The 12,757-nt window shown below is 66.2% G+C and carries 14 protein-coding genes, 1 pseudogene and 1 riboswitch; of the genes and pseudogenes, 6 read left to right on the top strand and 9 right to left on the bottom strand.

Annotated features, from left to right (window positions below; translation table 11 throughout):
* Positions 1-5 precede the first annotated feature (5 nt).
* Together cobW and IB235_RS21400 are read right to left on the bottom strand one after the other, a co-directional pair.
* Positions 6-1,058 carry a cobalamin biosynthesis protein CobW gene (cobW, locus tag IB235_RS21395; protein WP_192338449.1) on the bottom strand — a complete coding sequence of 351 codons (1,053 nt, stop codon included), beginning with the start codon at positions 1,056-1,058 and terminating at the stop codon, positions 6-8.
* Positions 1,059-1,421: a DUF1636 domain-containing protein gene (locus tag IB235_RS21400; RefSeq protein WP_192338450.1), complete on the bottom strand. Its 363-nt coding sequence runs from the start codon at positions 1,419-1,421 to the stop codon at positions 1,059-1,061. It abuts the gene before it with no gap.
* A gap of 92 nt (positions 1,422-1,513) precedes the next feature.
* Positions 1,514-1,722, bottom strand: a riboswitch (cobalamin riboswitch).
* Between the two features lie 37 nt (positions 1,723-1,759).
* Between IB235_RS21400 and cobO the strand changes: the two genes are divergently transcribed.
* Complete coding sequence (gene cobO, locus IB235_RS21405) at positions 1,760-2,368, top strand: cob(I)yrinic acid a,c-diamide adenosyltransferase (protein WP_192338451.1); 609 nt, start codon at positions 1,760-1,762, stop codon at positions 2,366-2,368.
* Positions 2,369-2,396: 28 nt separating this feature from the next.
* Entirely contained in the window at positions 2,397-3,848 is a 1,452-nt protein-coding gene (locus IB235_RS21410; RefSeq protein WP_192338452.1) for a cobyric acid synthase, read from the top strand.
* Here the strand turns inward: IB235_RS21410 and cobD are convergent.
* The 6 genes and pseudogenes from cobD to IB235_RS25630 all read right to left on the bottom strand — a co-directional run bounded on the left by cobD (position 3,828) and on the right by IB235_RS25630 (position 7,781).
* Positions 3,828-4,820 carry a threonine-phosphate decarboxylase CobD gene (cobD, locus tag IB235_RS21415; RefSeq protein WP_370576963.1) on the bottom strand — a complete coding sequence of 331 codons (993 nt, stop codon included), beginning with the start codon at positions 4,818-4,820 and terminating at the stop codon, positions 3,828-3,830. The two genes, IB235_RS21410 and cobD, sit on opposite strands and share 21 nt — an antisense overlap.
* On the bottom strand, positions 4,811-5,749 hold the full coding sequence (cbiB, locus tag IB235_RS21420) for an adenosylcobinamide-phosphate synthase CbiB (RefSeq protein ID WP_192338453.1): 939 nt from the start codon (positions 5,747-5,749) through the stop codon (positions 4,811-4,813). Before cbiB ends, cobD begins: the two co-directional genes overlap by 10 nt.
* Positions 5,746-6,546: a propanediol utilization protein gene (locus IB235_RS21425; protein ID WP_192338454.1), complete on the bottom strand. Its 801-nt coding sequence runs from the start codon at positions 6,544-6,546 to the stop codon at positions 5,746-5,748. The genes cbiB and IB235_RS21425 overlap by 4 nt, the downstream gene beginning before the upstream one ends.
* A gap of 334 nt (positions 6,547-6,880) precedes the next feature.
* Positions 6,881-7,162: a hypothetical protein gene (locus tag IB235_RS21430; protein ID WP_192338455.1), complete on the bottom strand. Its 282-nt coding sequence runs from the start codon at positions 7,160-7,162 to the stop codon at positions 6,881-6,883.
* Positions 7,163-7,228: 66 nt separating this feature from the next.
* A pseudogene (locus tag IB235_RS25625) lies at positions 7,229-7,351 on the bottom strand (DUF481 domain-containing protein); the annotation flags it as partial.
* 199 nt (positions 7,352-7,550) lie between these two features.
* Positions 7,551-7,781, bottom strand: a complete 231-nt coding sequence (locus IB235_RS25630; RefSeq protein ID WP_192338456.1) for a DUF481 domain-containing protein — start codon at positions 7,779-7,781, stop codon at positions 7,551-7,553.
* A 50-nt stretch (positions 7,782-7,831) separates the two neighbouring features.
* On the opposite strand from IB235_RS25630, the gene IB235_RS21445 reads away from it, so the two are divergent.
* Positions 7,832-8,257: a hypothetical protein gene (locus IB235_RS21445; RefSeq protein WP_192338457.1), complete on the top strand. Its 426-nt coding sequence runs from the start codon at positions 7,832-7,834 to the stop codon at positions 8,255-8,257.
* Here the strand turns inward: IB235_RS21445 and IB235_RS21450 are convergent.
* Positions 8,200-8,859, bottom strand: a complete 660-nt coding sequence (locus IB235_RS21450) for a TetR/AcrR family transcriptional regulator (RefSeq protein ID WP_192338458.1) — start codon at positions 8,857-8,859, stop codon at positions 8,200-8,202. The two genes, IB235_RS21445 and IB235_RS21450, sit on opposite strands and share 58 nt — an antisense overlap.
* Positions 8,860-8,947: 88 nt before the next feature.
* Here IB235_RS21450 and IB235_RS21455 point away from each other — a divergent pair, with 88 nt between their 5' ends.
* The 3 genes from IB235_RS21455 to IB235_RS21465 are packed head-to-tail and all read left to right on the top strand — an operon-like array spanning position 8,948 to position 12,755.
* Positions 8,948-9,934, top strand: coding sequence for an HlyD family efflux transporter periplasmic adaptor subunit (locus IB235_RS21455; RefSeq protein ID WP_192338459.1), 987 nt, complete (start codon positions 8,948-8,950; stop codon positions 9,932-9,934).
* Positions 9,931-11,637 carry an ATP-binding cassette domain-containing protein gene (locus tag IB235_RS21460; RefSeq protein WP_192338460.1) on the top strand — a complete coding sequence of 569 codons (1,707 nt, stop codon included), beginning with the start codon at positions 9,931-9,933 and terminating at the stop codon, positions 11,635-11,637. Before IB235_RS21455 ends, IB235_RS21460 begins: the two co-directional genes overlap by 4 nt.
* On the top strand, positions 11,634-12,755 hold the full coding sequence (locus IB235_RS21465) for an ABC transporter permease (protein ID WP_192338461.1): 1,122 nt from the start codon (positions 11,634-11,636) through the stop codon (positions 12,753-12,755). Before IB235_RS21460 ends, IB235_RS21465 begins: the two co-directional genes overlap by 4 nt.
* Positions 12,756-12,757: the final 2 nt, after the last annotated feature.

The raw sequence follows: 12,757 nt of genomic DNA on the forward strand, positions 1-12,757 counted from the left end.
CCCTGTCACGCGTCCAGCGGTTGCGGCAGCAGCAGGGCGCGGATCGCCTGCGCATCGATGTCGTGATGCTCTCCGATGACGACCAACCGGCCTTGGCGCGCCTCATCCGGCCGCCATGCCCGGTCGAACTGATGGCGCACCCGAGCACCCACCGCCTGAACCAGCAACCGCATCGGCTTGCCGGTGACGGCGACATGACCCTTGACCCGCAGGATGTTCTGCTCGCGCGCCAGCGCCTCGATCCGTTCGACCAGCGGCGCGGGGTCCGACAGTTCGGGGATATCAATGACCACGCTGGCAAAGTCGTCATGTTCGTGATCATCGGCCCCGTCGTGATGCGAGGGGCGCGCGGCCAGATCGTCCTCGGCCGCAGCACCTAGGCCAAGGATCACGCGCGGATCGACCGCGCCTTCGGCAACCTCAATGATCGGTAGGGCGCGGGACACCTCGGCAAGGATCACTTCACGCGCGCGGGCCACGCCATCGGGGCCGGCAAGGTCGGGCTTGGTCAGCAGCACGATATCCGCGCAGGACACCTGATCGCCGAACACCTCGGACAGCGGCGTTTCATGGTCGATGCTGTCATCGGCCAGACGCTGACGGTCGACCGCCGCGATATCGGGCGCGAAACGCCCCGCGGCCACCGCCTCGGCATCGGCCAGCGCGATCACGCCGTCCACGGTGATACGCGAGCGGATGGCGGGCCAGTCAAAGGCGCGCAGCAGGGGCTTGGGCAAGGCCAGCCCCGAGGTCTCGATCAGGATGTGATCGGGGCGGGGATCAAGCGCCATCAGCGTCTCGATGGTCGGGATGAAATCATCGGCCACGGTGCAGCAGATGCAACCATTGGCCAGCTCCACGATGTTTTCCGCCGGGCATTCCGGGATGGCGCAGCCTTTCAGGATGTCGCCATCGACACCGAATTCGCCGAATTCGTTGACCACCACGGCCAGCCGTTTGCCGCCGGGATTGCGCATCAGATGCGAGATCAGCGTGGTCTTGCCCGATCCCAGAAAGCCGGTGATGACGGTGACGGGAAGTTTCTCAAGATTGGCCATTCATTCGGTCTCCATGGGGGGAATGCGGGCGATGCAGTTCTTGCGGAAATGCAGAGGGCGGTCGCGCCATGGCACCAGCCCGTCGGGGGCCTGCACATATCTGGCCGCGCCGTCGCGGATCGCCTCCAGATGGGCCGAGGCGTCGATATTGCCGTAGACATAGGTCCAGCGCCCCGCGCCGCGCAGCGCGATGGTGCAGCCGCGCGAGCAGTTGGACAGGCATTGCACGCCGGTGACGGTGATCGTCCCGGCAAGCGCCTCGGACAGGCTGGACAGCACGGCCTCGCCGGTTACCGCCGGGTCAGCCGCGTTCTTGCAGCAGGTGCAGACCAGCAACTCGGCTGGCTTTGGTCGTATCGTCATCATCCTCACCCACCGAAGGACGGACGAGGGGAAAATGGTGACGAAACCGCCCGGAAAGGCTGCCTATCTCCACACCAGAACACCCCCGTCCGGTTACATGCATCATGGCTGGCAGGTCTCCCGGCTTGCGGATCTCGGAGGGTTGCTCCGGCGGTTGCCCTGCCTTCCCGGATGCATGCATCCAGTGGCCATGGGCTCCCTTTCCACTCACGGTCGCGGGGGCGGCTGCGCTCTGGGCCTGACGGCCTTGCGCATTCCCTTTTCACCTGTTTGCACAGGCACCAGCGGGACTGATATGGTCCAGCCCGCCAAGGACTGTCAAGCGCAAGGAACCCGACATGGACGACACCGCCACGCGCCACACCGAAAAGATGAAGCGCATCAAGGCCGCGCGCGACAAGATGATGGCGTCAAAGACCGGGGAAAAGGGCCTGATCATGGTCCATACCGGGCCGGGCAAAGGCAAGTCGTCATCGGGCTTTGGCATGGTCCTGCGCTGCATCGCCCATGGCATGCCCTGCGCTGTCGTGCAGTTCATCAAGGGCGGCCGCGACACCGGCGAACGCGAACTGTTGCGGACGCGTTTTGCGCAGGAATGCCGGTTCTTTGTCTCGGGCGAGGGGTTCACCTGGGAAACCCAGGACCGCGAACGCGACATCGCCGCCGCCCAAAACGGCTGGCGCATCGCGCGCGAGCAGATCCTTGACCCCGAAATCCGCTTCGTCCTGCTGGACGAGATCAACATCGCCCTGCGCTATGACTATCTGGACGTGGCCGAGGTGGTGGATTTCCTTCTGCACGAAAAGCCACCCATGACCCATGTCTGCCTGACCGGGCGCAATGCCAAGGCCGAGCTGATCGAGGCCGCCGATCTGGTGACCGAGATGTCGCTGATCAAGCACCCGTTCCGCGCGGGCATCAAGGCACAGCCGGGGGTCGAGTTCTGATGCAAGCCAACCCGACCGGGCGGCACTGATGGGCCGCGCATTGATGATACAGGGCACCGGCAGCAATGTCGGCAAGTCCCTGCTGGTGGCCGGGCTGTGTCGGGCCGCTCGGTTACGTGGTCTGTCCGTCGCCCCGTTCAAGCCGCAGAACATGTCGAACAACGCCGCCGTGACCCGCGACGGCGGCGAGATCGGCCGGGCGCAAGCCGTGCAGGCGTTGGCCTGCGGCCTGCCCCCGCATTCCGATATGAACCCGATCCTGCTCAAGCCCGAGTCTGAAACCGGGGCTCAGGTCGTGGTTCATGGCCAGCGTCTGACCTCGGTCCGGGCGCGGGATTATGCCGAGGTAAAGCCCCGGCTGCTGGGCTATGTGCTGGAAAGCTATCAGCGCCTGCGCGCCGCCCATGATCTGGTGCTGGTCGAGGGCGCGGGCAGCCCGGCCGAGGTCAATCTGCGCCGCAATGACATTGCCAATATGGGCTTCGCGCGGGCGGCGGATGTGCCGGTGGTGCTGGCGGGCGACATCGACCGTGGCGGCGTCATCGCGCAGATCGTCGGCACACAGGCGGTGATCGACCCGGCGGATGCGGCGCAGATCTCGGGCTTTCTGATCAACCGCTTTCGCGGCGACCCGCGGCTGTTCGATGACGGCTACCGCCTGATCGAGGCGGCGACCGGCTGGCGTGGTTTCGGCGTCTGCCCGTGGTTCCCGGATGCGTGGAAGCTGCCCGCCGAGGATGCGCTGGACATTCGCAGCCCTGCGGCGAACACTAGGGCCGGGCTGCACATCGTCTGCCTGCGCCTGTCGCGCATCGCGAATTTCGACGATCTCGACCCGCTGTCGCAGGAATCAGGTGTGCGTCTGACCATGCTGGAGCCCGGTCAGGCGATTCCGGGGGATGCGGGACTGGTCATCATCCCCGGCACGAAATCGACGCGCGGCGATCTGGCCTTCTTGCGGGCGCAGGGCTGGGACATCGACATCCTTGCCCATCACCGCCGCAGCGGCCGGGTGCTGGGAATTTGCGGCGGCTACCAGATGCTAGGGCGCTTTGTCGCCGATCCTGACGGGATCGAGGGGGCCGCGGGGACCGATCCGGGGCTGGGCCTGCTGGACGTGACCACCGTCATGACCCCCGACAAGCGCCTGACCGAGGTTGAGGCCACTCATCTGGCCACCGGACAGACCTGCAGGGGCTATGAAATCCATCTCGGGCGCAGCGATGGCCCCGATTGCGCCCGGCCCTTCGCCATGATCGGGGACAAGCCCGAAGGGGCCATCAGCGCGGATGGACGGGTCGCGGGCAGCTATCTGCACGGCTTGTTCCGCGACGATGGTTTCCGCGCCGCCTATCTGCAGGGCTTCGGCACGTCGTCCGGGTTGGGTTATGATGCGACGGTCGAGGCCACGCTGGACGCGCTGGCCAACCATCTTGAACAACATCTGGATGTCGAAGGGCTATTCGCCCTTGCCCGCTAGCGCCGTTTCCAGACGCTGCCACCCGGCCTCATCCCCCGGCAGGCCCAACCGGACCCAACCCGGCGCATAGGGGAATATCCGCGTCCAGATCCGGCGGCGGGCCAGCCGCTTCTGGGCGGCCCGCGCATCGCCGACCTCATAGGTGCGAAACAGCGGCGTGCCACCCACAAGCTGCCAGCCGGCGTTGGCCGCCGCCCGATCAAGGCGCAGGGCGTCAAGGTCCAGCCGCTGCCTTGTGCACGCCTGCCAGTCGCGATCGCCAAGCGCCGCTTTCCCGATGGCGATGGCGGGACCGCTGACCGCCCAAGGACCGGCCAACGCCGCTATTTTTGCCGCCAGCCAGGCCTCGGCCAGCGCAAAGCCCAGCCGCAGACCGGCAAGGCCGTAAAACTTGCCAAATGAGCGCAGCACCAGCAGGTTCGGTGTCCCCTCTCCCAACAGCGGGGCCAACGAAAGCTGCGTCTCGGGATCGGCGAAGCTTTCGTCGACGACCAGCAGCCCGACGCGCGCAGCCAGTCGCAGCAATTGCGCCGGATCGTGGCGCTGCCCGTCGGGATTGTTCGGATTGACCAGCACGGCCAGATCGGCCCCGGCCAGTTCCTGAAGCGTGGCGACCTCGGTCACCTCCCAGCCCTGCGCATGAAGCGCCGCGCCATGTTCGTTATAGGTGGGTGCCAGAACGCGGGCTTTGCCCGGCGCGCGCAGCCGCGGCACGATCTGGATCGCCGCCTGCGCCCCGGCCAGCGCCACGACCGCAGCGCTGGTGGCATAAGCCGCACGGGCTGCGGCCAGCAGCGCGGCCATGTCCTCGGCCACCGGCAGGGCGGTCCAGGCCGAGGCGGGGAGGGCCGGAACCGGATAGGGAACCGGATTGATGCCGGTCGACAGGTCCAGCCAGTCGCCCGCGCCGTATACCCGCTTGGCCCGGTCAAGATCGCCGCCATGATCGCGCTTAGCCAAGGTCACAGACACGCCAGAAGCCCCAGAAATCCGGCGCCAAGAAACAGGGACCGGCGGTAAAGCGCAAGCCCTCGGGTCAGGTCCGCCGGTCCCGGATCGGGCGCGTCTGCGTTCAGCCAAGGCTCGTCCGCAATGCGATCGCCGTAGCTGCGCGGACCCGACAGGCGGATGCCAAGCGCCCCGGCCATCGCCGCCTCGGGCCAGCCTGCATTGGGTGAGCGATGGTGGCGCGCATCGCGCCGCATCACTTGCAGCGCCGCCTTAGGCCTTGCCGATGCCAGCGCGAACAGCAGCCCGGTCAGCCGCGCCGGTATCAGGTTCACCAGATCGTCCAGACGCGCCGCCACCTTGCCGAAGTTCTCATGCCGGGGCGTACGGTGCCCGATCATGGAATCCATGGTGTTCACCGCCTTATAGGCCGCGATCCCCGGCAGTCCCGCGACCATGCCCCAGAACAGGGGCGCGATCACCCCGTCGGAGCTGTTCTCGGCCAGACTTTCAAGCGCTGCGCGCGAGACGCCCGCAGCGTCCAGCCGTGCCGGATCGCGCCCGACGATCATCGCGACGGCCCGGCGCGCGCCTGACAGATCGCCCTGCCCCAGCGGCTGGGCCACCGCCGCGACATGGCTGTGCAGAGAGCGCGCAGCAATCAAAGGCCATGCCAGCACGCCGCCGATCAGCACGCCCAGCCAGCCCTGTGGCAGGATGAATTGCAGCATCAGCGCCGGTAAGATTGCTGCCCCGATCACCAGCACAACCGTGACGGCGCCCATCGCAATATCTGCGACCGCCGGCCCCTGACGGTTCAGCCGGTGGTCGCAAATGCCGATCAGGCGACCCAGCCACGTGACCGGATGCCCGATCCGGCGGTAAAGCCAGTCGGGCCAGCCAAGGCAGGCATCGATTGCCAGCGCCACCAGCATCATCGCGGCAAAACTCATGCCCACCCTCCGCTGCGAAAACTCAATATCTGCTGAAATCCTGCGGCCCGCAGTGCAGCCGCCGCCCGTGACGGCACCTCGCCCGGCGGAAAGATCAGCCCGCGGGCCGAGCCGGTATGCGCCCGGACATGGCCCAAGGCACCGAACTCGCGGGCCAGATCGGGGGTCGGATCACCCTCGGGGCCGCGCAGGGCACTGCATCGCATGGCCGATTGCGAGGCGAGAGCCGCCGCTTGCGCAAGATCCGGCTGCCCGCGCCATTCGGCAACAAGGTCGGAAATATCGGGAAAATTCAGGTCCAACGGGTCCGTGCGCTGCGCGGCACCCCAGAAACCGCCCAGAATTTCGGCCTCGGGGGGCGGTGGCATATCCTCGACCACGGCCCCGTGGCGCGAGGCCCACAGCACCGCATCCGGCCTTGGCAGCATCAGCGGATCACAGGCCCCCTCGATCCCGTGACACATGCGGGCCAGCGCCTTGGGATCAGGAGGGGCATCTCCGCTTGCGATACGGGCCAGCGCCAGCAGCGCCGCAGTCGAGGCCCCCGCGCCCCCGCCCGGCGGCATCCCCGCAATAAGACGATAGGCGCCCTCATCACATCCCAGCCAGTCGAAGACCTGCGCGGCATGGCTTTCCGGGATGATCTGCGGCTGCTGTTCGACCAGACGTTCCCCCGACCCCAACCGTTCAGCCACAACCGCCAGTGCCGGACAGGCCATGGTTACCAGCACGACCGGCCCTTGCGGGCCAAGCCGCCCTTGAAGCCATTCGCCGAAATGCCCTTCGACCCGGATCATGGCCTGCCTGCGCCCATGATCATGGGTAAAGTGGCCACGGCAAGGGCGGGGAAGCGGTGGATCAGCACCAACTCGTCTGGTCCGGAAGGCATCGTGGGGCTCGTTTCACTTGATCGCGGCCTGACTTGCATATCGACCGGGCAAAGTCGATGCACTTGCCCGCCCTACCCCTGACTGACCGAGACATTCGAGATGTCATCGGCATCCGCATCCAGAAGCAGCGCCACGACCTTGCCGCAGCACGACCTGCACGTGGTCACCGTCCTGCACCAAGGTCAACTCACCCTCGCTCTCGCAACCCGAGGACACCACGATGCTGACCTGATCATCGCTGTCATAGGTGATCTGGGTCACGCCCTTGGGCAGCGCTGCTCAGGGTGACGCCATCCTCACCGTCACCGCCATCGATGGTGTCTGTGCCTTCGTCCGGACCCGTATTTTCGGCACCGTAAAGGTCATCGCCATAGCCAAGGTAGATTTCGTCATCGCCGGCATCTGCGGCCACGGTGTCATCGTCGTCAGAGCCTCCGGTCAGGTCGCGGCCGCCGTAAGGGTCGTCATAGCGTGCCTCAGCGGAGTCATCGTCACGCTCGGGGATAAGCGCGGCGGAATCCATGTCTTTCCTCGGGTTCAGTTTCGGGAGGCGGCACGTAGGGCCGCGACCGTTCGCAGAGGGATGGGTCTAGAACTCGTAGACCAGCGGCACGCCCAGCGTTTTGTCGGTGCGGGTGGCGCGCTCGGACACATATTCGGTGAGATAGGAAATCCGGGACGACAGCGCATCGGTCATGCGGAAGTTCAGGCCAAGCTCATTGCTGGCCGTGTCATTCGCATCCGAGGTCGGGTAATCGGTGCCGTTGGTGACAAAGCCGTTGTCACTACGCGATGAAAGAAGCGCGAGGACAGGATGTAGCCCGCTTCGGCATTCGACTCGAACCCGGCGGTGCCGGTCGTATCCACCTGAACGACTTGGTGTAGCGCAGCCCGAGGCCCGCCTGCAGACGTCACGTGGTCTGGTCGCTGGCCAGAACCCGGAAGCTAGGCCCGCAGCCCAGAAAGGCGTCGCGCTTCAGCCGCCCAGCCTGATCGGCAACGTCATCCCCGGCCAGCCCGTCCACGGTCAAGCGGCCAAGTGCATAGGCATGGAAACTGTCGTCGAAGTAATATTGCCCGTCATAGATGGCATAGACCTCCTTGGTGTCGGGGCCGCCGGTCGCATCTTCGCCATATTCCATCACCCACCCGGACCAGCAGCTTGCGGCACCGGCTGGCGCCGAACGCGGGCGTGAGCAGCTTTAACTCGCAAAAGACCTGCATCCTGAAATACAAGCCATGGATGCAACTCTCGGCCGGGCTGCACGATATCGGGGACGCGAAAATCGCCGAGACGCCAGCGGTGCTGTGCCATTTCAAATACCATGCCAGCTTCCACAAGAAGGTCATGGACGAAATCGGTCGCAACCAGCATTTCGACGATTCCGCCGAATGCCGCGCCTATGCCGAAGCGCTCGGGGGCGGGTTCAACTGCTTCTACAGCAAGGAAGGCTCGGTCCGCTGGGATCGGGCCGAGATCATTAAGCGCACCCTGTCGGGCGATTCTTCCTGCATTCGTCCTGATGCACCCACCGCCCCTTGCCGCAGATGCGGCGGGGGTCATCGCCCGGCGCCGCGATACCGTTCCCGAACCGCCGCCAGTCCCCCCAAGGCATAGGCGTGCAATTGCCCGACCAGATCCTCTGTCGCGGCGTGATGGATGCGTTCGCCCAGCTCCGTTCCGCTGCGGCCCAGCAGGGCGATCATCGCGCAGGGCGCGGCGATGCAGGGCAGGCAGCGCAACAGCACCGGGTCATCGACGGGAATCAGGGTAATCTCGCTGAGCATCGGCAGGATCGCCTGCAGCTTGGGCAGGATTTCTTGCTGTTGCAGCACCTGCAAATGGCTTGAGGGCGACAGGATCTCGCGCCCCAGCACGATCACCGGCCATGACACCTGCCCGCCAACGCCGCCCAGCAGGAACCGGATCAATTCACGCAGCTTCTCCGGCGCAGGCAACGCGCTGGCCATCAGGCGCTCAATGTCATGCAGATCGGCGATGCGGCGATGCGCCTCGGCCAGAACCGCCTGATACAGCCCGGCGCGGTCCCCGAAATGGTAGTTGATCGAGGCCAGATCGACCTCGGCCAGCGCCGCGATTTCCTTGCTGGCGGTCTGGGCAAATCCGGCATCGGCAAAGCGTTGCCCGGCAATCTCAAGGATGCGGGCGCGGGTCGCCTCGCCATCGATGCGCTTTCTTGCGGTTCTGGCCTTGCTCATTCCGATGCGCCCTTTTCGAAGTGGCTCGACTTTAAAGTCGATTTAGATTAAATTCAATTTAGTTTAAGCTCCGCTCATAGGGCTGACCATGAAACGCATCCTGCCAATCCTGCTGATTGCCGCGCTGGCCTTGGGCGGTTGGTTCTGGTGGCAGCAGCGCGATGCGAGCAGCTCGGGCGACATCACCCTTTACGGCAATGTCGACATCCGGCAGGTCGCGCTGGCCTTTGACGGCAGCGGCAGGATCGCGGAATTGCGCGTGCAGGAGGGCGATCGGGTCAAGGCGGACGCGGTCATCGCGCGGCTCGATACCCACACGCTGGAATTGCAGGCCAAGGCGCAGGAAGCCGTGGTCGAGGCCGAACGGCAGACCCTGCTGGAACTGCGCGCAGGCGCGCGCCCCGAGGAAATCGCCCAGGCCCAGGCCCGTGTCGCTTCGGCCAAGGCTTCGGCCGAGCTTGCCAACCTGCAACGCGACCGCGCCGCGCGGCTGCTGACCTCGCGCGCGGTCAGCCAGCAGGATCTGGACCGCGCCTCGACCGAGGCGAAGGCCGCGAATGCCGCGGTCGATCAGGATATTGCGGTGCTGGACCTGCTGCTGGCCGGCGCCCGCCCCGAGGAAATCGCCGCCGCCGCCGCCCGATTGCAGGCGGCCGAAGCCCAGCTGGAACTGCTGCGCTATCAGGTGACCTTGGGCGAATTGCGCGCCCCTGCCGATGCCGTCATCCGCTCGCGCCTGCGCGAACCCGGCGACATGGCCACGCCGCAATCGCCGGTCTATGCGCTGGCCCTGACCGATCCGAAATGGGTCCGCGTCTATGTCCGCGAAGCCGATCTGGGCCGGATCAGGCCGGGCATGGCAGCGCAGGTGCTGACCGACAGTCATCCCGAACCGGTCGCGGGTCAGGTCGGCTACATCTCCTCGGTGGCCGAGTTCACCCCGAAATCCGTCCAGACCGAGGAATTGCGCACCAGCCTCGTCTATGAGGTCCATGTCACGGTCGACGACCCGACCGACAGCCTGCGCCTTGGCCAGCCGGTCACTGTCAAGCTGACCGACGGGCACGCGCCATGACCGCGCTGACGGTCAGCGCCGAGGGGCTGTCCAAGTCCTTTGCCGGTCTTGCCGCCATCGACAATCTGACGCTTACCGTCCGACAAGGGGAACTGACCGCGCTGGTCGGCCCGGATGGCGCGGGCAAGACCACGTTGATGCGCCTGTTCGCCGGGCTGTTGCGGCCCGATGCCGGGTCGCTGCATGTGCTGGGCGTCGATGTCGCGCGCGATCCCCAGCAGGTGCAGGACCGCATCAGCTACATGCCGCAGCGCTTTGGCCTGTACGAAGATCTCAGCGTACAAGAAAACCTTGATCTTTATGCGGATCTGCATGGCGTGCCGATGGCGCAGCGCCGGGACCGCTTCGCCCGCATGCTGGCGATGACCGATCTGGCGCGCTTCACCGACCGGCCAGCGGGCAAGCTGTCGGGCGGCATGAAGCAGAAGCTGGGACTGGCCTGCACGCTGGTCCGTTCGCCCGATCTGCTGCTGCTGGACGAACCCAGCGTCGGCGTCGACCCGCTGTCGCGCCGCGACCTGTGGCAGATCGTGCTGCAACTGGTCAAGGATGACGGGCTGAGCGTCATCGTCAGCACCGCCTATATGGACGAGGCCGAGCGCTGCGCGCAGGTCCATGTCCTGCATCGCGGCCGGATTCTGGCCTCGGGTCCGCCCGATACCCTGCGCGACCGGGCGCGCGGCCTGACCTTTGTCGCCACGCCGCTGCCGCCCATGCCCGCCCGCGCCTTGCAGGCAAGGCTGATCGACGCGCCCGATTGCATCATCGACGCGGTGCCGCAGGGCGGCAATGTCCGCTTCATCCGCAGGCCGGATGCCGATGCGGCGCGGCTGGCCGATCTTATCGCCTCCGCCACCCCCCGCCCGGCCGAGCTGGAGGACACCTTCATGATGCTCCTGCGCCAGCAGGACGACACGCCCCCCGCCACCATCGCGACCCAGACGCCAGCGCTGGCCAGCGACGGCCAGCCGGTCATCGTGGTCCGCGATCTGGTCCGCCGCTTCGGGGATTTCACCGCCGTCGCCAGCACGTCGTTTCAGGTGGCGCGGGGCGAGATCTTTGGCCTGCTCGGTCCCAATGGCGCGGGCAAGACCACGACCTTCCGCATGCTTTGCGGGCTGCTGCCCGCGACCAGCGGGCATCTTGAAGTCGCGGGCCGCAACCTGCGGACCGCACGGGCGCAGGCCCGCCAACGCATCGGCTATGTCGCGCAGAAATTCGCGCTCTATGGCAATCTGACGGTGCGCGAGAATCTGGCATTCTTTGGCGGGGCCTATGGGCTGTCGGGCAAGCTGCTGCGGACGCGGATCACTGATGCCATTGCCGAGTTCGACCTTGATCCCACGGCGGTCAGCGGGTTGCTGCCCGCGGGTTACAAGCAGCGGCTGGCCATGGCCGTCGGGCTGCTGCACCACCCCGAGATCCTGTTTCTGGACGAACCGACCAGCGGCATCGACCCGCTGGCGCGCCGCGCCTTCTGGCGCCGGATCACCGCATTGGCCCAAGGTGGCACCACCGTCATCGTCACCACCCATTTCATGGAAGAGGCCGAATATTGCGACCGCATCGCCATTCAGGATGCGGGCCGGATGCTGGCCATCGGCACACCCCGCGAGGTGCGCGACCTGTCGGGCGCGGATGACATGAACAGCGCCTTCATCGCCATTGTCGAGACGGCCCGCGCGGGCCGCGACGCGGCATGAACGCCCGCGCGCGCCTGATCGCCCTGACCCGCAAGGAAACGCGGCAGATGCTGCGCGACCGCAGCAACCTGATCGTCGGGCTGGTCCTGCCGGTGGTGCTGATCCTGCTGTTCGGCTTTGGCCTGTCCTTCGACGTCACCGACGTCCGCATCGCCGTGGTAATCGAGGACAGCTCTGCCGCCACCATGACGGCCGTCGCGGGTATCGCCGGGTCCGACTACTTCAGCCCGATCTGGACCCATTCGATGCCCGAGGCCGAGGCCCTGATCCGCGCCGGTCGCGCCGATGCCATCCTGCGCGTGCCCGCCGAATTCACCCGCGATCTGCTGCAGGGCGAAGGACAGCTGCAACTGATCCTGAACGGCGTCGATTCAAACACCGCTCAGGCCATCGAGACCTATGCCAGCGGCGCGATCTCGACCGCGCTGCAGCATATCTCCGACCGGCAGGGCGATCCCGCCGCGACCTCGGCCAGCGTCACGCTGGTCAGCCGCATCTGGTTCAACGAGGCCAATGACAGCACATGGTTTCTGGTGCCGGGCCTGATCGTGCTGGTGATGACGCTGATCGGGGCTTTCCTGACCTCGCTGCTGATCGCGCGGGAATGGGAACGCGGCACGCTTGAATCGCTGTTCGTCACCCCGGCCCGCCCGATCGAGATGGTGCTGTCCAAGCTGGCCCCCTATCTGGTGATCGGGGCCATCGACCTTGCCTTCTGCCTGCTGGCGGCGAAATTCGTCTTTGACGTGCCGATCCGAGGCTCGCTCTGGATCATCATCCTGTCCTCGCTGCTTTACCTGCTAGTGTCGCTGGCGCTTGGGCTCGTGATCTCGGGGGTGACGCGCAATCAGTTCGCGGCCAGCCAGATGGCGCTGCTGACCAGCTTCATGCCGGCCCTGATGCTGTCGGGCTTTGTCTTTGACCTGCGCAATGTGCCGGTGGTGGTGCAGGTGATCAGCAACCTGCTGCCCGCCACGCATTTCATGGGTCTGATCAAGACCCTGTTCATGGCCGGGGACGACCGGCCGCAGATCCTGCGCGCCAATGCGACGCTGGCCGCCTATGCGCTGGCGCTGATCGCCATCGCCCGGCGCACGCTGACCAAGACGCTGGACTAGAC

The sequence above is a fragment of the Paracoccus sp. PAR01 genome (genome assembly GCF_014851995.1).
In the GTDB taxonomy this organism is placed as follows: Bacteria; Pseudomonadota; Alphaproteobacteria; order Rhodobacterales; family Rhodobacteraceae; genus Paracoccus; species Paracoccus litorisediminis.